This is a genomic window from Streptomyces sp. NPDC059255, from assembly GCF_042752355.1.
In the GTDB taxonomy this organism is placed as follows: Bacteria; Actinomycetota; Actinomycetes; order Streptomycetales; family Streptomycetaceae; genus Streptomyces.
Window position 1 is genome coordinate 17,839 of record NZ_JBHYZP010000033.1, and the last position, 21,898, is coordinate 39,736.

General features: G+C 67.6%; 19 protein-coding genes and 1 pseudogene. 12 read left to right on the plus strand and 8 right to left on the minus strand.

Annotation, left to right across the window (positions count from 1 at the left end; genetic code table 11):
* Positions 1-141 precede the first annotated feature (141 nt).
* Complete coding sequence (locus tag ACFXKG_RS30530) at positions 142-2,820, plus strand: ATP/GTP-binding protein (RefSeq protein WP_384845926.1); 2,679 nt, start codon at positions 142-144, stop codon at positions 2,818-2,820.
* A 269-nt stretch (positions 2,821-3,089) separates the two neighbouring features.
* Here ACFXKG_RS30530 and ACFXKG_RS30535 read toward each other — a convergent pair whose 3' ends face one another.
* The 3 genes from ACFXKG_RS30535 to ACFXKG_RS30545 all read right to left on the minus strand — a co-directional run bounded on the left by ACFXKG_RS30535 (position 3,090) and on the right by ACFXKG_RS30545 (position 5,713).
* Positions 3,090-3,371, minus strand: coding sequence for a hypothetical protein (locus tag ACFXKG_RS30535; RefSeq protein ID WP_384845928.1), 282 nt, complete (start codon positions 3,369-3,371; stop codon positions 3,090-3,092).
* A 506-nt stretch (positions 3,372-3,877) separates the two neighbouring features.
* Positions 3,878-5,218, minus strand: coding sequence for a VanZ family protein (locus ACFXKG_RS30540; protein WP_384845930.1), 1,341 nt, complete (start codon positions 5,216-5,218; stop codon positions 3,878-3,880).
* 90 nt (positions 5,219-5,308) lie between these two features.
* Complete coding sequence (locus ACFXKG_RS30545) at positions 5,309-5,713, minus strand: hypothetical protein (RefSeq protein ID WP_384845932.1); 405 nt, start codon at positions 5,711-5,713, stop codon at positions 5,309-5,311.
* A 623-nt stretch (positions 5,714-6,336) separates the two neighbouring features.
* Here ACFXKG_RS30545 and ACFXKG_RS30550 point away from each other — a divergent pair.
* Together ACFXKG_RS30550 and ACFXKG_RS30555 are read left to right on the plus strand one after the other, a co-directional pair.
* Positions 6,337-6,585: a hypothetical protein gene (locus ACFXKG_RS30550; RefSeq protein WP_384845934.1), complete on the plus strand. Its 249-nt coding sequence runs from the start codon at positions 6,337-6,339 to the stop codon at positions 6,583-6,585.
* A 195-nt stretch (positions 6,586-6,780) separates the two neighbouring features.
* Positions 6,781-7,302 (plus strand): hypothetical protein, encoded by a 522-nt coding sequence (locus ACFXKG_RS30555; RefSeq protein ID WP_384845936.1) that lies wholly within the window; start codon positions 6,781-6,783, stop codon positions 7,300-7,302.
* A 467-nt stretch (positions 7,303-7,769) separates the two neighbouring features.
* Here ACFXKG_RS30555 and ACFXKG_RS30560 read toward each other — a convergent pair whose 3' ends face one another.
* Positions 7,770-8,684, minus strand: coding sequence for a DUF4158 domain-containing protein (locus ACFXKG_RS30560; protein WP_384845938.1), 915 nt, complete (start codon positions 8,682-8,684; stop codon positions 7,770-7,772).
* A gap of 199 nt (positions 8,685-8,883) precedes the next feature.
* Between ACFXKG_RS30560 and ACFXKG_RS30565 the strand changes: the two genes are divergently transcribed.
* From ACFXKG_RS30565 to ACFXKG_RS30580, 4 genes are all read left to right on the plus strand, one after another.
* Complete coding sequence (locus ACFXKG_RS30565; RefSeq protein ID WP_384845940.1) at positions 8,884-9,435, plus strand: hypothetical protein; 552 nt, start codon at positions 8,884-8,886, stop codon at positions 9,433-9,435.
* Between the two features lie 673 nt (positions 9,436-10,108).
* Positions 10,109-10,693 carry an RICIN domain-containing protein gene (locus tag ACFXKG_RS30570; protein WP_384845942.1) on the plus strand — a complete coding sequence of 195 codons (585 nt, stop codon included), beginning with the start codon at positions 10,109-10,111 and terminating at the stop codon, positions 10,691-10,693.
* A 211-nt stretch (positions 10,694-10,904) separates the two neighbouring features.
* On the plus strand, positions 10,905-11,108 hold the full coding sequence (locus ACFXKG_RS30575; RefSeq protein WP_384845944.1) for a hypothetical protein: 204 nt from the start codon (positions 10,905-10,907) through the stop codon (positions 11,106-11,108).
* Positions 11,109-11,300: 192 nt separating this feature from the next.
* On the plus strand, positions 11,301-11,984 hold the full coding sequence (locus tag ACFXKG_RS30580) for an HNH endonuclease family protein (RefSeq protein WP_384845946.1): 684 nt from the start codon (positions 11,301-11,303) through the stop codon (positions 11,982-11,984).
* A gap of 979 nt (positions 11,985-12,963) precedes the next feature.
* On the opposite strand, the gene ACFXKG_RS30585 is transcribed toward ACFXKG_RS30580, so the two are convergent.
* On the minus strand, positions 12,964-13,290 hold the full coding sequence (locus ACFXKG_RS30585) for a hypothetical protein (RefSeq protein WP_384845948.1): 327 nt from the start codon (positions 13,288-13,290) through the stop codon (positions 12,964-12,966).
* A gap of 80 nt (positions 13,291-13,370) precedes the next feature.
* Positions 13,371-14,294 carry a recombinase family protein gene (locus ACFXKG_RS30590; RefSeq protein WP_384845950.1) on the minus strand — a complete coding sequence of 308 codons (924 nt, stop codon included), beginning with the start codon at positions 14,292-14,294 and terminating at the stop codon, positions 13,371-13,373.
* Between the two features lie 221 nt (positions 14,295-14,515).
* Between ACFXKG_RS30590 and ACFXKG_RS30595 the strand changes: the two genes are divergently transcribed.
* Together ACFXKG_RS30595 and ACFXKG_RS30600 are read left to right on the plus strand one after the other, a co-directional pair.
* Entirely contained in the window at positions 14,516-16,453 is a 1,938-nt protein-coding gene (locus ACFXKG_RS30595) for an NACHT domain-containing protein (protein WP_384845952.1), read from the plus strand.
* Positions 16,454-16,643: 190 nt separating this feature from the next.
* The gene (locus tag ACFXKG_RS30600) at positions 16,644-16,919 is read left to right on the plus strand and encodes a hypothetical protein (RefSeq protein WP_384845953.1); all 276 of its coding nucleotides are present in this window, start codon (positions 16,644-16,646) and stop codon (positions 16,917-16,919) included.
* Here ACFXKG_RS30600 and ACFXKG_RS30605 read toward each other — a convergent pair.
* Positions 16,916-17,185 (minus strand): annotated as a pseudogene (locus ACFXKG_RS30605) (Tn3 family transposase); the annotation flags it as partial. The gene ACFXKG_RS30600 and the pseudogene ACFXKG_RS30605 overlap by 4 nt on opposite strands.
* A 147-nt stretch (positions 17,186-17,332) precedes the next feature.
* Here ACFXKG_RS30605 and ACFXKG_RS30610 point away from each other — a divergent pair.
* A complete protein-coding gene (locus ACFXKG_RS30610; RefSeq protein ID WP_384845955.1) occupies positions 17,333-18,118 on the plus strand; it encodes a hypothetical protein in 786 nt (261 codons plus the stop codon).
* On the opposite strand, the gene ACFXKG_RS30615 is transcribed toward ACFXKG_RS30610, so the two are convergent.
* Complete coding sequence (locus tag ACFXKG_RS30615; protein ID WP_384845957.1) at positions 18,105-18,614, minus strand: integrase; 510 nt, start codon at positions 18,612-18,614, stop codon at positions 18,105-18,107. The genes ACFXKG_RS30610 and ACFXKG_RS30615 overlap by 14 nt on opposite strands.
* 375 nt (positions 18,615-18,989) lie before the next feature.
* Between ACFXKG_RS30615 and ACFXKG_RS30620 the strand changes: the two genes are divergently transcribed.
* Positions 18,990-19,364: a hypothetical protein gene (locus ACFXKG_RS30620; RefSeq protein WP_384846120.1), complete on the plus strand. Its 375-nt coding sequence runs from the start codon at positions 18,990-18,992 to the stop codon at positions 19,362-19,364.
* Positions 19,361-21,634 (plus strand): MFS transporter, encoded by a 2,274-nt coding sequence (locus tag ACFXKG_RS30625; RefSeq protein ID WP_384845959.1) that lies wholly within the window; start codon positions 19,361-19,363, stop codon positions 21,632-21,634. The genes ACFXKG_RS30620 and ACFXKG_RS30625 overlap by 4 nt, the downstream gene beginning before the upstream one ends.
* Positions 21,635-21,898: the final 264 nt, after the last annotated feature.

A 21,898-nucleotide genomic window follows, 5' to 3' on the forward strand; every position in this document is an offset into this window, starting at 1 on the left:
CCACCCTTTCGGGGGATGCTTCTCCCAGGCTCCCCCGACCGCGCGTAGGTTGAGGGGTTCAAGCTGATCACCAGGGGGTTTGCTGTGGCGGGTGCGGGTCGTCGGGATCTGAGGGCGCTGTTCGGCTCGAACGACCAGCGGATGGGTGCTGACGAGGCGTTCACGAACCGGCAGGACCAGTGGCAGATCCTCGCCGACGCGCTCACCGCACACCTGCACCACCTCGCGGAACCGGGTTTCGACGTCGAAGACCTCGAGGCGCCCCGCCGCAACGTGCTCGTCTTCCACGGTGTGGGCGGGATCGGGAAGACGACCCTGTCCCGCAAGCTGGAGGCCGCCCTGGCCAGTACGGAGCAGCGCCCCGCTCAGTGGGGTGAGCCGGCCTGGCCCGAGAGCCCCGCGGTCCTGCCCGTACGGATCGACCTGGCGCGGTCGGCCGGCACCGACTTCGAGCGCGTGATCCTCACGATCCGCCTCGCGCTCGCCGCCCGGCCGGGCCGGCCGCTGCCCGCCTTCGACATCGCGCTGCGCCGCTACTGGGAGCACCAGCATCCCGGCGAGCCGCTGGAGGAGTACCTGCGGCGCGGTGGTCTGGCGGGGCGGTTCGGGCAGGCGCTGCCGCAGCAGATGCAGTCCGCGCTCGCCGACGTCGCGGCGGCGCTGCTGCTGCCCGGCACGGTCGGCTCTATCCTCGGTGAGGTGACCGGCTCGCTGATCGGGGCGCTGCGCGAGCGCCGCCAATCGGTCCGCGCGCTGGCCGGGTGCCGGCGGCTGGCTGACCTCCTCCAGGCCGAGCCCGACGTTGACGCTCTCTCCTACTACCCGCACCTTCTGGCCTGGGAGCTTGCCCGGCTTCCGGCGGGGAAGCGGGTGGTGCCGGTGGTGCTGCTGGACACCTTCGAGGACACCGGTGACCGTACCCGCCGCGATCTGGAGCGGCTTGTTCAGCGGGTGGTGTGGCTGATGCCGAACGCGTTCTTCGTCATCACCGGCCGCAGCCGCCTTCCCTGGGCCGACGAGAGCCTTCAGGGCCAGCTCGACTGGACCGGCCCAACCGCCTGGCCCGGCCTCGCTACTCCGAGCCTCCCTCACCCCCGCCCCGCGGTGCCAGCCGGGCTCGTCGGGCCCGGGGGCCGGACGGCGGGCGGGCGTCAGGTCCTGATCGGTGACTTCAGCCCGGAGGACTGCGAGGACTACCTCGCCCGCCGGCTCACCCGCGACGGACAGCCCCTCATCGAGGAGCCGCTGCGTACGGTGATCACTGCTCGGTCGCACGGGCTGCCGCTCCACCTCGATCTCGCGGTGATGCGGTTCCTGGAGATCCGCCGCACCCGCACCCCTGAGCCGGCGGACTTCGACGTCGACTTCCCCGCACTGATCGCGCGCACCCTCAGCGACCTCACCCCCGACGAACGCCACGTCCTGCGCTCCGTCAGTCTGCTGGACGCCTTCGACGTGCCCCTCGCCGCACAGGCAGCGGGCACCGACCGTGAAGCACCGGTCCTGCGGCTGCTGGAGCGGCCCTTCGTCCGGGAGAACGCCTTCGGCCTGTGGCCCTTCCACCTCCACGCGCTGATCCGCTCCACCATCCGTACCGCCGACGACCGCACCGACGACCGCTGGTCACCCCGCGACTGGCACGACGCCGCCGTACGCGCCTTCACCGCGCTCGGAGACCAGTGGAGCACCAGCGGTACGAGCGGCATGCCGGGCCGGCTGCTGCTGGTCGGCTGCCTGCGCCAGGGCCTGGCCCTCGCCCGCGACTTCCGCCTCGACCTGGGCTGGCTCACCGACGCCACCTGGACCTACATCGGCGACTCCGTGTGGGAGCCCCTCGCCCCGCCCGCCCCAACCGTGCGGACAGCCGCGGGCGCGGAGACGGAGCTGGAGACACCGGCCGACGCCCTGGTCGAAACGCTCAGCGCGCTCGCCCGCCGCCAGCACGAGCACCGCGAACGCACCGTCGACCGGCTCACCACCGTCATCGACACCCGGCTGCTGCCCGCCGAGCTCCACGAGATGGCCGTCTACTACCAGGCCAAAGCCCAGCGCGACCTCGGACGCAGCGACGCATCCCGCCGCGGCATGCAGCTGGTCGCCGACGGCGGCGGCCGGCTCGCGCCCGCCGCGCGCCGCGGGCTCGCGCACCTGTCGCGCCTCGCCGGCGACTTCCCCACCGCCCTGGAAACCGCCCGGACCCTCGGCTGGGAAGGCCGACAGCAACGGATCCTGGGAGACGTGTGGTGGGTCCAGGCGGACATGGACCGCGCGGCCGCCGCCTATGAACAGGCACGCGTCGAAGCCGAACAGCACGGCGTCGCCGGCGAACGGGCGACCGCCCAGGCCCAGCGCGCCTTCGTCCTCGCCTTCACCGACCCCGCCCGCGCCGACGACGAACTCGAACTCGCCCAGCAGCTGCTCACCGGACTCGACCTGCGCGCCACGACCTTCACCACGGAGATCGCCGCCCTGGTCCGCGACGCCGGATGCGCCCGTGACGTCGAAGACCGCGCACGCCGGCTCCGCACCGACATCCGGGTCGCCGGGCTCGCCTCCGCAGAAGCGACCCTCGATCTGGCACTGTGCTTCCACCACGCCGTCCAGGACGAGCGTGCCGCGCTGGCCACCACCATCGCCCGGCTGCGCGAACGCACCCACTCCGGCGACTACGCCTACTACACCGACCTCACCCACTTCATGGCCGGCCTCCCCCTCCCCGCCCCCTCCCCGGCCCGCTGGCTCGACACCGAACAGGAGACCCGCGACCGCTGGCGCACCCTGGTCACCATGCGACGCGAGTACACGCGCGCCGCACGGTGAAACACCCCGCGCCCCGGCCGACGGGACGATACAACTGGGTGAAAGGCTCCGCCGGGGACTCATCTGGTCGTCAGTGCTCGTAAGCCCGCGACCTCGCTGCCGATAGCCACCCTGAATGTTCAAGGTGGCTCACCTCGAAGGTACGGGGAGACACCGGGGGTCCCTGTTCCCTTGAAGGCCGTTCGTGGGGGCTTGCTTCACGCCTGGAAGGGCGCGGCGGAAGCGTCGCCGCGGTATCCGTGGCGGCCCCGGGGGTAGGGGCGGGAGGCTCAGCCGTTGTCGGGGTTCTTGCCCACCAGTTGGCTCAGGAGCTCAATGATCTGGGCCTGGTTCCGGTCGATCTTCTGATCCATGCGTTCGAGCCGCTCATCCAGGCGGGCAACGTGCTCGCCGAGGTTCCCGACCTTCTGGTCAAGGTTGCCGACCTGGAGGCGGACCGCGGTCAGGTCGCTTTTGACGATGCCGAACTCGCGGTCGTTCTTCTGCGCGGCGTCTTCGTAGCGGCGGGTCAGCGCGGCAATCTCGCTCTGAGCGATGGGGTCTTCAGGCACGGTCTCGGCTCCCGGAAGTTGTGTAGCGGCCAGGCCGCGCCTCCGATTCTCGCAGAGACCACAGAGGGGCGGTAGCCACTCCAGAACCGCCGCCGGACGTTCGGCGTCCGGTGCCTCGGGCCGAGTGGTGGCCCACAGGTCCTTGATCTTGTTGAGTGGCCGGAGGGCCGGATCCAGTGTCGCAGGCGGGTCGGGCCGGGCTGGCGCTCCGAAGCAGGTGCACGAAAAGGGTGTGTGGATCACCGGGATGCCTGGGCTCCGCGTCCGGCGACTTCCCCGAAGCACGGCATGGCGAGGACCGTGGTGATCCCGATGACGGAGGACATGGAGAACGTGGCGGCGCCCAGAACGCACTGGCCACGGGGACAAGGGCTCAGCAAGGCTCAGAGGAACTGACGGGATGTCACACACGATGCCGTGTCACCTGGAACGTGAGTCGCTCATGGGTGGTGGGACCGCTGTAGCAGCCCGTCCTTGACGGGATGGGCCGCTACAGCGGATGCAGGTCATTCACTGGCATCTGGCATTGCACGTCGTTTTTCCGGGGAGTGGAAGGTTCCGTCGGTGGCGTCGACAGTTCCGCCCATGATGAGATCATCATTCTTGATTGTGAGTATCCAGTGAACGCGCCATGCACCGTCGCGGCGCGCTGCAAGCAGGACGGGTTCACCGCGTTCGGCTCCATCTGCGGCATTTCCGTAATGGTCATTCAGGACAGCCCACGCATTATCCTCGGAGATGTTCACCTTGGGAATTTCCGGGTCGTCGATGTTGCGTGCGATGAGATCGCGTACTCGACCGTCAGGTTCCACCACAACGTCCAGTCGCATGGGCAGCAGTACTTTGCGATCCCAGCGGCGCCAACTGATGATCCAGCCGAGGTCTGCTTGCTCGTCAATCCTTGAGACACTGATCTCGGATTCCCTGAGTCCCCAAGGCGCGAAGTTCTCCGCATAGGCGACAGCGACGCGTTCGGCTTCCTCGTTTGAGGAGACGGGTCCACTGACCCCTGGAACAGGGAACGTGTGACCTTTCTCAAGATCCGATGAAATGAGATTAACAGTGAATTGTTCAGGTTCTGGCCACGAGAGTTCAGCTGCACCCGCCTTGAAGTTCGCCATGATTGTCCCCGATTCCCCATCTCCCTGGGGCGTGAACTCGAATGAATCGGGCTTGAAGTACCCGCCGAACGCTTCATCGAGTGCATTCCTTATTGCGGATTCCTGAGCCGAACTGGTGGTCCGCTGGGTTACTGTCCTCTCCACTACGATGGGTTCCATCCACACTAGCCAACTGCCGGCCAGGATTACTGCGAGTGCCCCGCAGGCGATGAGTGGCCGACGGGAAACCTGGGTTGTTCGTGCAGTTGACGTCTTGAAAGCCTTGTTGGCAAGGAATCCAACAGCGACACCCAGTGCGGCTCCAATTGTGTTCGACACGAAGTCGCTGGTGTCACACAAACGGCTGATGAAAGGGGCGAGCCCCTGGAAGGTTTCGATCAGTGCGGGGAAGAGGGCGCAGAGAGGCGCCATAAGAGCCAGGCGGCGGGTGGCAAGGGCACCGAGCAGGCCAAACGGCACGAACATCGCTACGTTGAGCTGCCCCTGCACTGTTCCAAAGGGTTCAAGAATATCCTTGTTCACGACACACTGCGCAGCGGTGTCGCCTCCGGTCGTCCACAGCGTAAGAGAAATGGTGGCCGCGATGGACGCTACCCACAGGGCCATAGTGAGGGGGCGGTCAGCTCGTGAACGAGCTTGCATGTAAGCGATTCCGCCGACGACAAGAGTGAAAACGGCGGCAAGGAACACGAAGGATTCGTGCCCCCGAAAGACGGCTGTCAGCATGAGTGCAAGATTCCGATGGGATAGTTCGAGGGCCCGCCTTGTCGGCAGGCCCTCGAAGAAATCAATGGCAGGTCGTAGAGACTCTACTCGTCAGCACTGCGGAAGCGGCGGGGTAACGTACACGCTACCACTGGCGTTCAGCTTTCCGATGATGGGGTTGCAGCTTGCGTTCGGACCCCACTGGTTCGAATAGTGCAGGGGGACCGTGGACATGTTTCTGTTGGCTGCCCAGGTGGTGGTGCCGTTTCGCTCCCAGCCGAGACGCCCGGTGAGGCTACCGCCACTCGCGCGATAGTAGTTAACGTTGACATATGTGCCGTCACTCACGCCCGAGACCGCAAGAACTCCATTGCTGAGCGTAGTGCAGCGCTGGCCACCGCCGGGGTTACCGTTGGAGGGGCAACTGGTCACGTTGGCCATAGCAGGCCCCGCGGCTATCAGCGGCATGACGACTGCTATGCCGACAACAATCGCGTTTCGGATCTCTTTGCGCATGATTGTTCCTCCTGAATCAGGCATGGCTGGTCAGCGAATCCTCGTGTCGAGTGACCCGCTCATCGGTGCGTTCGTGATCTACATTCAAGAGAGTAACGTAACAGTAAAGAGTTATCCAGACCCTCTGAGTAACTGACCGTTTTGGGGTGAATGAAGTGAATTTTTCTTAATCTTCCACATGTGAAATATCCTCGTTTCTCTATGTTTTCTATTTGTTTGATCAATTACGTGGCAGACACTGCACGGATCCCCGGGGCGAGGACCAAATGGGCCCTGTTTCTCGACCGCTTTCGCCAGGCGATCGGCTGTGACCGCAACGAGCCGGGACGCACCAGACCGGTGGGTATGCACGCGGGCGACAGTTGGCTCGGTCTTGGGCGGCAGGACCCGTGCGGGAGCGGTCGTCCGACCGTCGGCTCGCTCTTGGTGAGGGAGCAGCGCCGTACTGTGCCGGACGGCAGGGTGACGAGTTGCCCGTGCGAGGTGGCGAGGAGACGGCCGCCTACCCGCTGGAGGGCAGGGGGTGTGGTCCTGGCCAGGGAAGGGCTGGAAAACGTCGCGTCACGCGGAAGGTTTATGGGGAGATACGAGCGGCCGCATGCACTGAGTAACTAGGGGGTTACGTGAAGTGGAGAGACGCGTTCGATGACGTGATGAAGGAACTGGAGGCGATACGGCACCAACTCGCGCGCCTTGACGACCCGACCGTAGGGCTGACCGCCCTGCACGGAGAGCTGGCGCAGGGCCGGCTGAAGATCCTTGAGGTCGTCCAGGGAGGCGTCACCGGACTGCGCGAGGAGAACCGGGAAGTACGCCGCCGCCAGGACCGAATGATCAGCGATCTGAACGAAACCCGTGGCGAGCTCCGGTAACTGCAGGACCTCCTCGACACTCTCCCTCCCCTCGCACTGCTCCACGAGACGGGCGCGGAACCCGCCGGCAAGGCACAGACATACACCGAAGAGACAGCACCGGCGGAGCCGGGAGCGGAGTCCCACCATGGCCCCGTCTCCTCCGCGGCCGCGCGGCCGCCCATCTCATCCGACACCGACCCTCAGGGGGGAACCATGGAGGACAGCGAGCGCCAGTCACAGCCGGAGCCCCAGAACAAGGATCAGGACCCCGCTCTCAAGCAGGCAATCGAGGCCGCCTACCAGGGCACCAGTACTTCCGCAGCACAGCCTGCCGCCGCCGCCCCGCAGGCTTTCACCGACGCGCAGGATCCGCGGATCGCCCACGGTGTCCTGCTGCTGAAGACCGCCGGCGTGGCCTCTGCGGAAATGATCGCGCACCGCGACACCTGGGAGTGGCTCACCGCCCTGGCCGTCGACCACAGCCACTTCCGCACCCCACCCTCGGTCGATGACTTCAAGGAGGGGCGCGTCCAGACCGTCCTGTCCGGCCGGTCCCTCATTGCCCTGCTGATCGAGCTGTGGAACACCCGCTCCACTGCCACCCCGCTGCAGGGCGACTGGGCGCTGGCTACGGCCTCCTACAACCGCATCGCGGCCGAACTCGCTGACGTCACCGGACAGGGCGAGACCATCCGCATCGTCCTGGACGACGGTCTCCCCCAGGGCACCGACTGATTCTCCGCACTCGGGGATTGGAGAGCTGGTGTCAACGGAACGCTGGCACCAGCCCCGGTCCGGGGCCTGCTCAGCCGTCGATGCGCACGGTCACGTGGAGGTCCCCGGGCGTGCCACCGTGCTTGCCGGGGCCGCCGATTCGGCGGATCCGGAGCTCCTGCCCGATCCGGACTCCGGCTACCCGGCACCCCGCTTCCGGCCACCGTGGACCCACCGCCCGGGCAAGCCCCTCCCTCCCGGCACGCAAACAGCACCTTGTCCGCCCGGCGGGATGAGTTGTCGAGCTCACCGGCCCGGCGTTGCGCGGGGACGGCCCCGTCGGCTTCCTGGTGGACATGGCGCTGGTGCCCGGGTATCGCCGTGGGCACGGGGCGCTGCACGGCGCTTTCGACCGCGGTCGGAGGGACGTCGATCGGCTGCGGAGCTTGCTCGCCGGGCTGCGGCTCGGGATACCGGTGCCGCAGTGGTCATTCCTCTGGACTGCCGGTGCGTTGAGCGGATCGTGTCGTTGTTGTGTCCGCGTGGCCCGGCAGGGAGGCCAGCAGTTCTGTCAGCGTGCTGGTGATTTCCTGGTCCCGCTGGTGGAGCAGGGCGGCCAGGAGTGTCGTCCGCAGGGGCAGGGGGTGGGTGCGCAGCCGGGAGGGGGGTTCGGTTTCGGCGCGGGTCCGCCATTCGGTGAGTGTGGCGGGTGCTATGCCGGTGAACAGGTCGGGTGGCAGTCCGAACGACCGGATGGCCAGGAGTCTGTCCATTTCCGTGAGCAGGGCCCGTACGCCGTGGCCGCGCGGTGATTCCTTGATGGTCTTCAGAGTCGGTGGTCCGTCGTTGCGGGCCGTGAGGGAAACGATTTTCCCTATGGTTTCCTTGGTCAGCCGTGAGGTTATCCGCCGTGCCAGTGATGTCTCGGCCGCGTGGAGGGCGGACTTCACGATTCTCTCGCGCCGTCGGGGTGCGGGCGGTTCGATGTTCCGGGCGCGGCACCATGCCAGCAGGTGGGCTTGTACCTGTTCGGGCTGTCGTTCCCGGTGGGCGACGTGTTCGCTCAGGTAGGCGGTCAGTTCCCGGGCGTCGGCGACCGTGCATTCACGGAAGCCGCGGTGCTCCCGGATCTGCGCCCGGTGGTACTCGATGGTCCGTCCCGTCCACTTGTAGGAGTGCAGTGCGGCAGGGGGGACCTGTACCTGCCGGGCGATGCTCTGCACTGCCGTGTCGGGGAGTTCGGACCGGTCCCGGGGAAAGTATCCGTGCCGGGTGTGGAATGTGAGGAGGAGGGCGAACCCCAGCCGGGTCGGGCCGCGTTTGCCCGCCACGAGTTCGCTCTCGTCTTCCCGCAGCGTCCACTGTCCGCCGAGTTCACCGGTGTCCGCGGGGGTAGGTGCCATGCTCGCCGATCGTTCCAGCCGTACTTCGTCCGGGCAATCGCACAGGGTCACTCGTACGGGCTGTAACCGGCGGGATCTCCCTGGTTTGCGGCTGGTGACACATTTATGAGCGGCAGTCTGTCCGGGTACACGGAATTTTCGGTCTCCGCCGGCAACCCCGGCCGCGACCGGATCCCTATGGCCCATGAGGAGTATTCCCATGTCGCAGCCGACGCCCGGCTACTACCCGCCCCCGCCGCCGCCTCCCGGTTACTACCCGCCGCAGCAGCCGCCGCCGGCCGGCTACTACCCGCCGCCGCAGCCCGGCTACTACCAGCCGCAGCAGCCGCCGCCCGGCTACTACCAGCCGCAGCCCGGCTACTACCCGCCGCCGCAGCCCTACTACCCGCCGCAGCAGCCGGTCGACCCCGAGGCTCCGAAGATCAAGAAGTCCACGTTCCTCGAGGCGAACACCGTCAAGGGCAGCGCGCTCCAGGGCAAGGCGAAGGCCAAGGTCGAGGCCTTCCTCACCGACGAGGACGGCCAGGGTCTGCCCAACCAGCTGATCCACTTCTACGTCGCCGGCGGCGGCCAGGAACTCGGCTCCGCCCGGACCAACGACCAGGGCAAGGCCGTGTTCGACACCGGCAGCCACATCAGCGACCCCCAGCTGATGGCGACCGCGGCACTGTCCGGCTACGTCGCCGAGTTCAAGGGCAGCCGCACCTACTACTCCGCCGAGGCCAAGGGCAGCTTCAACGCCACCCTCTGATCTCTTCACCCCTGGTCTGACGATGTGCGGGAGAGAACACATCCGTCCGCTCTCCCGCACATCCACCCAGCAGTACGGCTTCGCCAGGTGGCCTTCCTGGGCGTCGCATCAGGCGGTTCGGCCGTCACGACGTGCTGCAACACACGGTGACCGTCGCCTACTGCGCCATCTGTACGCGACCCGGCACCAGCCCACCCACGAGGAGCTCGCGCGGCGCAAGTATCCGGCCCCGGCTCGCCCTTCCTGCCGATCGGCGGATCCCTGCTCTGCGGCCGGTACGGTGCCCGGTGACAGGCTGGCAGCAGAACAGAGTGGAACGTGGCGGCAGAGCCGGTGCGAAGGCGCGCTCGGCTTCGGGCGGCGGCCGTGCTCTTCGTGCCCGGGGGCGCCTATCCCGGGATCACCAACGGACGCCGCTTCATCGACAACGCCTTCTTCGCCATCATCCCGAGCAGTACACCAATCAGGTCACCGCGGGCCCCGGCGGCGCCGACGAGTGGTACACCCTCACCGGCAGCCCCACACCCATCCCCCCCCGGACACAGGGCTGCAGGACCTGCACGCCCGGGTGATCGAGGCCGTACGGCACGGGGCCCAGGCCGTCGTACCCGGAAAGTGAACCCCGCACCGTCCGTACACAGAAGACATGCCTTTATGTGACAGGAGAGATCGCATGGCTCGAAAGTCAGGCCGCCTCGGCAGGCGCAGCGTGGTGGCTGCCCTGACGGGACTGTTCGCTCTGTTCGTGCCGGCTTCGGCGCTGGCCGCCGAGAATCCCGGCATCCGGTACACGACGAGCTTCCGCAGCGCGGCCATCTACGAACTGCGCGCTTCCGTCAGCGGGAAGTGCCTCGACCTCCGCGGCGGCGGCCGTCCGCAGCTCGGAACCGTCGTCCAGACCTTCGACTGCAAGAAGGCGCTGCACCAGCGCTTCCACTTCCAGAGCCTGGGCAACGGCAACTTCACGATCGGCGCTTTCGGCACCTACTGCCTCGGCCCGCAGGGCGGCAGCCCGACACCCGGCGCCCCGGTCATCCTGACCACCGGCTCGGGCTGCTCCACCTTCACCTGGAACTACCGCGGCACCCCGGAGCAACCCAACCGCTGGGAGATCGCAGAGGCGAGCACCGGGCAGTGCACCCGGGACACGGGACGGCGCTCCCAGGCCGTGCTGGGCGCCTGCGGCAGCACCACAACCCCGGGGCCCGAGGTGTGGACCCCGCAGTTCGACGAGTACTGGAACTACGACCAATTCTGAGCCCGGCCCCCGCTGAACCACGCGGTTCCGCTTCAGCCTTCGAGGCCGCCCTCGCCCCTGTCCCTCTGGACAGCTCGGGCCGTCCGCGGTCGCGGGCACGAGGGTTGGTACGTTCCCCCGCAGGCCATCACCTTTCGGGGCGGGGCATCGTTGGCCACTCGCGGAACACGGACGTACAGCCGCTGCGTCCTCAGCCCCGTACGGAGGATCCATGCCCACAGCCGACAGTCCCCTCGGTCGTCTCGTCAAGCACCTGAGTGCCGCCCCTGCCCCGCGGCACTACCCGCCGACGCTGGCCGGCAGACTGATCGCCGCGCTCGCCGGGCAGCCGCTCCCGAAGCGCGGCACAGATCAGGAGAGCGAGGCCGCCCGGGAAGAACATCCGCGCCCCTCCACCAGGCGACCGCCCCGGTAAAGGACGGCGCGCGGCCGGTGCGGACGGATGGGTGTTATCGGTGGGCTGTGCACCAGACCGGGGCCCGCAGCGGCAGGTGTGCGGTGCGACTTATCACTCGTTCGGGTGAGGTGATGGCCCGTCATGGGAGGTCAGGGTTCGGGGGCCGCTACGAAGGACGCGTACGCATGTGATCTTCGAAAGGGACCCGTTGTGCGTTTCCGTTCCGCTGTCGCTGTTCTCGCCACCGTGGGCGTGCTGTTCGCTCCGTTGTCCGCGGCGGCAGCCGCCCCGGCTTCCCGCCTGCTCGCTGCTCCCGGTGACGTCCTGGCCATGCCGTTGAACGATGCTCTGGGGGCTCTGATCGTTGAGGAGGAGGACCGTACCGGGTACAAGCGCACGCTGTTCCGTCACTGGGTGGATGCCGATCGTGACGGCTGCGACTCGCGTGCCGAAGTGCTGAAGCAGGAAGCGGTCGTCGCCCCTGTGCAAGGGGCGGGCTGCAAGCTGAGCGGGGGCCGCTGGTACAGCGCCTACGACGATAAGTACGTCGACGGGCCGAGCGGACTGGACATCGACCATCTGGTCCCGCTGGCGGAAGCCTGGGACTCCGGGGCGTCGCGCTGGTCACCGGCCGAACGGCAGGAGTACGCCAACGACCTCAGCGTGGAACGGAGTCTGATCGCCGTCTCGGCGAGGACGAACCGGTCCAAGGCCGACCAGGATCCGGCGACCTGGATGCCGCCCGCCGAGGGATACCGCTGCCAGTACGTCGCCGACTGGATCGCCACCAAGCTCCGCTGGCAGCTGACCATCGACTCGGCGGAGAAGACCGCGCTCTCGGAGAAGGCTACGGGGTGCCCCAACCTCCCCGTCCGGGTCGCTCTCGCCCGCTGACCACCGGCCCCTTCGCCTCACCGGCCTCCGGCCTCCGGGCTGCGGTGCGAGGATTGCGCCCTGCCTGAAGGTCACCCGCCGGCGGGCCCGGAGGCCATGAGGCCCGCCGACCGGCGGAAGCAGATCAGACGACGACGCGGGTCCGGCACACCGACGCAACTCCACGGTCGTTCCGGCGAACGCCAACGTTGTACGGGCGCGCAGAAGGCGCATGGGCTGTTCCCTTCGGTAGTTCTTCACGCGGCAAAGCACTGACGCGGTGCGTCAAGAGGGGTAAGAGGCGTGTTGGTCTGGGCAGTTGTCGGCGAGTTTGGTGAGGGCGGCTGTGAGCAGCGCACCGCCATGCCGACGGACCCCAGGTGTGGGGCAGGGCCCCGCGGAGGGTGTATCCAGGCCGATCGGTTCTGCATGCGGCCGGCCGCCGAGGTTCATCCGGATGGGTTAAGCAGTGACGCTCGGCCGGGCTCTGGCACCACAACCACCGTGTCGGGGACCAGGATCCGCAGGGAGCGGACGGGACGGCCACGGCGCGGCGCGGGACCGCGGCAGCCGGCGCGCGCGGCACGTCTGCGGCGCGGAACGACAGCAGGGCGAGGCACTGGTGCAGCGCGGAATGGCGGCGGGCCGCGCATCACCGCGGAGCCGTCCGGACTGCGCGGCGCCGGAGCGGCGCGCCCACGGCACGGAACCGCGGTGGTCGGACGTGGCGACTGCGGAATCGTAGGCCGAGGCGTTCAGCAGGAGGCGCCGAGCCGGCCGCTGTCGGAGGCCACGCAGGGGGCAAACGGAGGGTGGTGGCCGGGCGCCCTCGCCGAGTGCGCGGGAACGTGTCCGGGCCGTGGTACGGCGGGGTGGTGCTGATCGATGCCACGGGCGCGCCGGGGCTACGGGCGGGTCGGCAGTGGCAGTGTTGGCGACCGGGCTTGGGGAACATCGGTACAGCCGTTGACGCTGAGAACGATCATGGTTCGGTGAGCGGTTACACCAGCCCTTGCTCGCGGGCGATCCAGCAGGTGGCGGTGATCCGCCAGTGGAGTTCGGCGCCGGTTCGCTCCTGGAGTCCTTCGGGCAGGTCGTCCATGCTCTCGGTGAGGATCTGGTCGGCGCGGGCCATCGAATGGACGTAGAGCGTCAGCGCGGGCAGCGTCACCTCGCCGAACGCGGCGGTTACGGTGTCGGTCACGTCCTGCGCGTATAGCTCCAGGAGCTGCTTGCCGCGGTGTCCCTTCGCCAGGATGCACGCGATGTTGGCCCCGGCCGCGTTGTCCAGCCAGTCCCGAATGGTCGGCCACGATGTCTCGCTCATGCCCCACGAGTGTTGTCGCTGAGGTGGCCGTCTACTCGTCGCACTCGCGCAGCATTCGCATGACGGCGGCTTCCTTCGGTTCAGCGCCCGGTGTCAGCCCCGAGGGCGTTGACGCGGTTTGCGTACTCTCGGCGGGCCTTGCGCTGGGCCTGGATTGCCGAGGGGGCGTCGAGCGGCTGGCAGCGGCCGAGGAGTTGGCGGTGGACCGCGGGCGCCACGGGGACACGGAGTGTGTAGCCCTGGCCTCGCCGTACGGTCACGCCCTGGTCGAGTGCGTCCCGCTCGGCGGGCTCCAGTTCGGCGGCGCGCAGGAAGTCGGCGACCTTGCCCGGCACGTCGAGGGTGACCGGCAGTTCCGGGGCCTGGGGGTCTTCGCGGTCGGCGTCGGTGTGCTCGGGCAGGAGGTCGGCGACGGCCGTGCGGATGGCGCCGCGGCTGACGCCGTGGTCGCGGGCGAGGGCGGCGATCGAACGGCCCTCCAGGTAGGAAGTGCGGATGCTGTCGGTCTTCGCGGCCGGGACGGCCGGTCGGCGCCCGCCTTTGTTGCACTTGGCCTCGGCGGCGCGCAGTCCGTCGTAGGTCAGCTCGCGCTGGAGGTCGCGCTGGAGTGCGCCGGCGGCGGCGAGGGTCTGCACCATGAACTTCACGGTGGACAGCAGCTCATCGGTGCGCGGGCGGCGGGCGGTGAGGTCCATCGCGGAGAACGCGCCGTCGTGGATGCGCAGCGCCACCTGGTCGCGGTGAAGGACGTCGAGCACGTCGAGGATGTGCCCGGTGCCGCAGACGAGGCGGAACATCTCGGAGATGTGGACGGTGTCGCCCGGCCGCGCGTAGGTGGGCAGTTCGCGGAACTTCGGGCGCTGGAGAGGGTGGAGGCGACTGGATGTGCCCGGGGCCTCCTCGAAGACGACCGGGTCCTCGATCCCGGCCTCGGTAAGGACGAGGTTCTGCCGGGCGGTCGACTGCTGGTCGGTCGAGACCCGCTTGTAGACCAGGTTCGCCACCGAGGGCCCCTTCCGTACGGAGGATCGGACCCTATCTGTCGTCAAACCCTGTCAGCGATCACCATCGGATCTGATTGGATTCGAGCCGCCGCGAACCCCCGGATTGCACAGGTTCATTGGACGCGTCGACCACCTGTCGTCAAACGATCGTTTGACGACAGGATGGGCGACCGGGAAACCGGTCGAAGGTCATCTATAGGGGTTCCAGTAACAACGGACCCGTGAACACCGTTACGGCGTTCAGTTTTCTGAACAACGCAGCCATTGGGGAGGATGGGCACATGGGGACGGCACGTCACACGCGGTGGGGATGGTTGGTGCTGACGGTGGTGGCCGTGGGGGTGGCGGTCACCATAGCCGTTCGCGCGGCAACCGGGGAGGTGGACCCAGGCGGGTTGGCAGTCGGGCTGGTCAGCCTGATGCTGGCGATGGTGGGCCTGCAGCAGGCGGGGCGCTCCCGCGACCGGGAGGACACCGACACCGCCGGACTTGCCGACCGCCTCGCCGTCGGCATCAGGAAGCGCGAAAGAGAAGCCCGCCACAGTCTCCTCGGCGGCAGCGACCGCACCATCGACGTCGAGTTCACCCTCCTGTCCTCCCCCGCCCACCACGCCGCAGGCGCAGAACTCCAGGGCACATTGGAGGAGGCCGCTGCCTACTACCGTGATCTTCAGCCCGGCCGCCTCGTCATCACCGGCGCGCCCGGAGCCGGCAAGACCGTACTCGCCCTCCATCTCATGCTGCGTCTCCTCGCCGCCCGGGAGCCGGGTGACCCCGTTCCTGTACGCCTCTCGTTATCCACCTTCAATCCCAGCCGGAATAAGCTCGACGACTGGCTCGCCGAGCATCTCACCCGTACCTACCGGCTGCACCCCACCGAGGCAGCCGCCCTCGTCACCGGCCGACTGGTCATCCCCGTGCTTGACGGGCTCGACGAAATGGATGCCGATGGGACTCCCGGGTACGGCTCTCGCGCCGCAGCCGCTTTGGCGGCCATGAACACCTACGGAGACGACACCGCCAAGGGCCGGCTTGTCCTCACCTGCCGCAGGAGCCGCTACGAGGAGCTCGAAGCTGCGGGGCTGTGGGCGCAGGACGCCGCCCGTATCGACATTGACCCCGTCAGCCTGGTCGGGACCATGGCGTTCGTCACCGCCCGCGCCCGCAACCCGGCCCGCTGGGAACCCGTCCTGAACGCACTCCGCGCCGCCCCGACCGGTCCACTGGCTCTGGTCCTGTCCACACCCTGGCTGCTGACCCCGGCTCTCGCCGTCTACGACGAACGTCGCCCCGACGACGGTAGCTGGGTCCGTGATCCCGCAGACCTCCTCGCGCCCACCCTGCAAACCCCCGAGCAGATCCAGGACCACCTGCTGAATCTGTTCATCTACCTGCACGTCAACACCACCAGCGGCCGCGAAGTGGCCGGACGGCGTCTATCAGGCACCGAGGGCCACCGCCGCCAGCGGCACTGGAACCCGGACCGTGCTCAGCACTGGCTCGGCTACCTCGCGGTGCACATGCGGAATTTCCCCACCCACGACCTCGCCGTCGGCGGTGGGCTCGGGTACGGGCTCAGTTTGACCGCTTGGAGACGGTGGGTGGTGCCGCTGACAGGGCAGTTGCCCTGGGCACTGATCGCTTTCCTCGACGACGCCTGCCAGCGGGGTATTTTGCGACAGGCGGGAGCGGTCTACCAGTTCCGCCACGTTCAACTTCGAGATCATTTTGCAGCTCAATACCGGCGTCAACGCGAGGAAAATGTGACGGAGAACAGGATGGCCTTCCCTGGAAGGATGCCCCCCTGGGTATTTCGGTCTACCGTAGTTGCGCTGCTCTTGCTTGTCTCTTGGGTGGGCACTCGCGACATACTTGAAAAACTCCAAAATCACGGCAGCCTGGGGCCCTCTGATGCGCCTATCGTCATCACCACAATCGTCTCCCTGGCTACGGCTGTCGGCGCCTTGGTAGGGGGGGTACTTGCAGGACTCTCGAAATACGTGCAGGCTCAAGGTCAGGCTGACGCAGAGCGAACTCGGGCAAATGCGGACATGCTTCGCGCGGAGGCCGATATGGTGCGAGCCAGGAGAGGTTTGCCTCCGCTGGAAACTCCGCCGGATGGAGATGCTCCGCAACTCCTTCCCAATCCCTCGGAGTGAGGTTTCCGCAGAGCCTCCGACCAGCCCGGACCGGGTGCCATTAACGAACGCTGTTACTGCGGGGCACGAGGGCGGAGGCATCGGCCGCCTTCGTTGTCGGCCGCAGCGAGCTGGACTCGATATCGACAAGCGCGGTCATCTGGATCTGCTTCGTCCGCCGAACGTTGCGGAGCCGGGTGGTGGTCTTGTGGTGGTAACCGAGAGCGTCCGCGACCACACGGGGGGCGGGCATGTCGAGGAGCTGCTGGCGGATGGCGGCGCCACGGGCAGCTGCGGCCGGGACTCCGATCTGACCACGCTCGCGGAGAAGGTCGGCAAAGAGCGGTTCGACGCCGAGTTCGCCAAATTGATCAAGGGCAGCGACATCGCCCCGCGCGCTCCCCGGCAGCGGTGCGCGACGGCCGCGAAGCGGCTGACCAAGGCGAGAGCCCGCAAGCTCATCACCGCCCTGGTCGGCCACGACTAGTCAGGCCCGCTCCCGTCGTCGTCCTCGTCCAGCTCGGGGGCATCCGGGTCGCGCAGCGGGCGCAGGCCCTGGGGCGGGGCGGAGGGGGTGAAGCTGTAGCGGCCCAGGACGTTGAGGTTCTTGAACTTCAGCGGGGAGAGGCGGGCGGTGTCCTCGTCGCTGATCTCGTGGCCCTCGGCGCGCAGTTGGGCGACTGCGGCATCGATGTACTTCGTCGCCCAGAGCACGACGGCGTTCAGCACCAGTCCCAGCGAGCCGAGTTGGTCTTATCCGAACTGAGCAGGTTGGCTTCAGGCTGGCAAACACTCGCATCCTCGGTCACCCAAAGTAACGGTTGCACAGGTGTGCCGTGGGGGCGCGAGTTCGGTGTGCAAGCCCCCTCAGCCATGCCGCTCTGCGATAGAACAAGTGGTATGGCTGGTTTCGACTTTGAATTCACGTATACGGCAGCGCAGGAAGCGATCGTCCGCGTATGCCTGTCGGCCGGACGGGCCAGGGCTCACAGGCTCGGCCTCTCATGGCGGTGGCGACATCCCCAGTCACGCCGCTGTATCGTCCGCGTCGATGGCAACTCTCGCACGATTGATCTCCTGGGCTACCGCCTTGAGCGGGACCTTCCCCTCGTTGCCGAGGGCTGCCCGGTCGAAGGTCTCTCTCCAGCACAGCGTGCTCGAATAGGCCGCGGATTGGCTGAGATGATGCTGAGAGGTCGGCACGTCGAGCAGGACGGCCCCGTGGTCCTGAGAGGCGTCAGAGAGACCAGCTACTACTACCCGCCGTATGACTATGACTGTCCGTCGGCCCCGCGACTCCACGCCAGGCTCTCCGTCACAGAGGATCTAATCGTGGCCTGGAACTTCGGCGAGATCGCTCCCGAAGTGCTCCTTGAAGAACTCCACACAGCTTGCGAGCTTGTCCTGGAGGAGCTCGTGAACAAGCGGGCTAAGAAACTTAGCTTCGCCCAGCTCATCGCCGCGGCCGCCGAAGCTGGCCTCTTTCACGGAGCCCACGACGGCGAACCGTCCACGACCGAGCTTCTGGAGGACTTGAAGGATCTGCGTAAAAACGTGCGGCATCGGGCCGCCGAGGGTGCACGCCCCTGGTTGGAGAAGCGCTGGGAGCACGTGTCGGTGTGCCTCGAACGGCTTGTGAGGCACGTCAATGATCAGAACTCTCAGTCCCCGGTTACTCCGCGCTGAGGAGCCCCGCGCTGGTGCGGAAGTCGGGCATGCTCAGGTGGACAGTGGCGTGCCGGGCAGCGAGGTCGCGCATGGCGGCGAGCTTCTGCTCGGCGGCGGCGAGGCTGGCCTCGATCGCGGCGACCTCGCCGAGCCAGCCTTGTTCCTTGGCCTCCTGGAGCCGGTCGAGCAGGTTCGCGTGGATCTCCTTCAGGCGGGGCATCTGCTCGGGATCGGGCCGTAGGACGGGCCATCTGATGCAAGCGTGCTCATGGACGCAGGGGGTGCCGAAGTCGCGAGCGCAGACGCCCAGCGCCACCTTGCGCAGCTCGAAGTGGGCCAGGAAGTCCTGCCACTCCTGCGGGGTGGGCTCGCGGTACTCCTCGCTGGGCCGCAGCGTTCGGCGGCGGGCGATGAAGGACCGGTGGTGGTTGATGACGTCCTCGGGGCAGATCGCGGCATATCCGAGTGTCGTGTCGACCGTCCGGTGGCCGCAGATGCGGAGGCGGGGCCACATCCGGGTCCTGCTGCCGCAGCAGGGCCAGGATTGTGTCCGCTCGGTGAGTCTGCGCACCTTCCACGAGTAGTGCCTCCGCGCTGGTGACCACGTCCTGCTCTCTCTGGTGTCGGCTACGGCGCGAGTCGCGGCCACCCCGGGCCACCCAGCACGATCGGGCGGGAGCCACCGCAACGAGTGAGTCAGCGCCGTACCTGTCAGCGAACCCCGCACAAGCGCGCCGCCAGCCAGGACGTACGCCGGTCATACCCATGTGCCGCTCGGCAAGAGCGCGACCCGGGCCCGGGCACCGCGCTCGCTGGACGTTCTACAGTCCCGTCGACTTTAGTGTCTTTCGCCCAGTCGGCAATTGGCATAGGCCACCATGGAGGAATGATGGTCGTGGATGGTCGAGAACTGTGGGTGCGTACAAGAGGTACGGATGATCAGCTGCGTTCGCTTCTAGAGTGGTTGCGTCGTGAGGACGGCCTGCGAGGCCGGGTTCGGGTACAGCAGACTCCGCTGCGGCCAGGGGAGATGGGCGGTGCGCTGGACGTCCTTGTCGTGGCGGTCGGCTCGGGCGGCATGGGCGCGGTCTTTGCTAACTGCCTCTCCACCTGGATTTCCCAGCGACGCTCAGACGTACGGATCACGGTAACCAGCGAGAACGGACGCACTGTGGAGGTGGACGCCAAGGGTGTCGACCCCCAAGCCCTCGTGCAGGACATTGACAGGCTCCTGAACGGGGAAGGCGGGGGACAACCTCGGTGACCCGGTCCCCGGACCCCGATCGCTCACGCATCGTCCTCATCGGCACCGAGAGCCATCCTGAAGACGGCGAGCTTCACGACCTTCCCGCGGTACGAGCCAACCTCGCCGACCTGGAAGAGGTGTTGGCCGGTACCACCACGGGGGTCGTACCGCCCGGGAACTGCGCAGTCATCTTCGACCCAGCCACCTCATCTGCAGTCGGGGAGACGCTGGCCACCATCGCACAGCAGGCGACCGACCTGCTGCTCGTGTACTACAGCGGTCACGGCCTGGTCGACGAGCGTGGCCGACTGCATCTGTCCCTCGCTCACACCGAGGTCTCACAACCACGCTGGACCGCTCTACCCTTCGAGACACTGCGCGAGGAACTTCTCGAAAGCCCTGCGGCCGTGCGCGTTCTGATACTGGATTGCTGCTTTTCCGGCCGCGCGTTCGAAGCAATGGCCGACGGACAGAGCACTGTGGCCGGGCAGATCGATATCGATGGCACATACACGCTGACCTCCACCTCTGCCAACACGACGTCCTACGCACCGCTCGGCGCCAAGCACACAGCCTTCACCGGCGCTCTCCTCGCTGCCCTGGGCTCCCCGAACCCGCTGACCCTGGATGGACTCTTCGATCGTATTCGGCGCGACCTCGCTGTCCGTGGCCTGCCCAGGCCCCAGCGCCGTGTGGTCAATGCTCCCGGAGACCTTCTACTCACCCGCGCCAGGGACACCATGGAGGACGCCCAGCGCACGCCTGCCACAGCGGTCGCCTCCACTGCGAGACCGGAAGCGCCACCGGCTCTGGCAACTGGGCTGTCCTCGGTACCTCGGCTCCACGGCCTCGCCCTGGCCGCAGTACTGGCTTTCCAGTTCCTCGTTGGCCTTCTGGCACCAGTGCTGAACGTCGCACTGCCCGCCGTCACGGCCGATCCGCATAGTGCCGCGGCGTCGCTGGACTGGGTCGGCACCCTCTACCTGGTGTCGTTCGCCGCTCTCCTGCAACCGGCCGGCCACATCGGTGACCTGTGGGGCAGGCGGCACGCCTTCGTGGCGGGCGCGCTGCTGTTCGCCGCCGCATCCTTGTTCGCTGCGCTGACCTTCTCTGGCATGCCCCTGATGGTCGCCAGGGTTCTTCAAGGCGTTGGCGCGGCCTTCGGTACGGCCAACGGCCTAGCCCTGGTTGCCGGACGGTTCCGGCCCGCCCTGGCTATCGCCGTCGCAGGCGTCATCGCCATCGTGGCCCCAGTGTTCGGCGTGCTCCTTGGGAGCGGGGTCACCTCGGCTGTGAGCTGGACGGGTGTCCTGACCATCTACGCTTTCCTGGCCGCGCTCCTTGCACTGGTCGGCTGGCACTACATCGACCGGGAAGAGCCAAAGGGGCATGCGCTCACGCTCGCAGCCCGGACCGGCTGGTCCACTGTGGGCGCGGCGGCGATCTGGGCAGGCGGGCTCGCCTTCGTCCTCGCTCAGGCAAGGATGGAGGGCTGGAGCGACACCACGGTCGTCAACGCCTTGCTGGCCTCTGCCCTCGCCCTGATCCTCTCGCGGGTACTCGCCGGCCGACCGGAGCGACCCGCCACGCCGTTCGCGCTCCTGGCAGATCGTCGGCAGACAGGTGCACTCCTGGGCATACTGTGTGTCAGCGCCGGGCTGGGAGCTATGGGCGAGTTCCTCTTTGTCGCCCTTCGTGCTGTCGAAGGTTTCCCGTCAGCCTGCGCGGCCGTCCATCTCCTGCCCATGACGGCGGCAGCGCTCGCCGCTGGCCTGTTCGGCCCAGTGGCGCTGCGCAGGCTCGGAAGCGGACCCTCCGCGCTCCTCGGTACGCTCCTTGTCGCCCTCGCGCTGTACTGGCTGGCCAGCCTCGGCTCGGACGGCGGTTACACCGATGGAATGCTCTGGCCGCTCTTGCTGGGTGGTGCCGGTGGCGGCCTGGCCATGGCCGTACTGGCGATGACCGCCCTGGCGGACATCTCCTTCCACGACCTCGGAACCGGCGCCGCACTGTTGGGAACGAGCCAGTGGGTAGGTGGTGCTCTGGCCCCAGCCGTGCTGACTCCCGTCCTTCAAGCCGCCGTGAAGCGGCCCGGCATCGATCCCGACTGGTACACGTACCCAACGGCGTACCACTCCTCGGCCATGCCTCCTGTCCTCGAAGAGTGGTTCGCCGAAGGCTTCAGCCGTGTCTACTTGATCGGCGTCTCCTTCCCGTTGCTGGCCGTGCTGGTCGTCGGCATCACCTTCAGCCGCGCCGCAGGCAAGCGGCCCGGCAAGTTCCGGTAGATAGACCAAGGGCACATTCAGCACTGAGCAGGAGCGCGACGGGGCTGGCCCAGAGGCGCGCTCCCGCACCATGGATAGCGCGAATGGACCGCGGGCCGCGTCGCCAGCCGAGCAGGGCCGCTCTTGCGATTAAGACCCGTAGCTGGCGCATCGCTCATTGCAGTCGCATTGCTCGCTTTTACCGTTCCGACCGCGCAGGCCGATCCGCCGCCGAATTCCGGGCCACCCGAGCTGACGCTGTCGGTCGATGACAGCCCGTCCCTC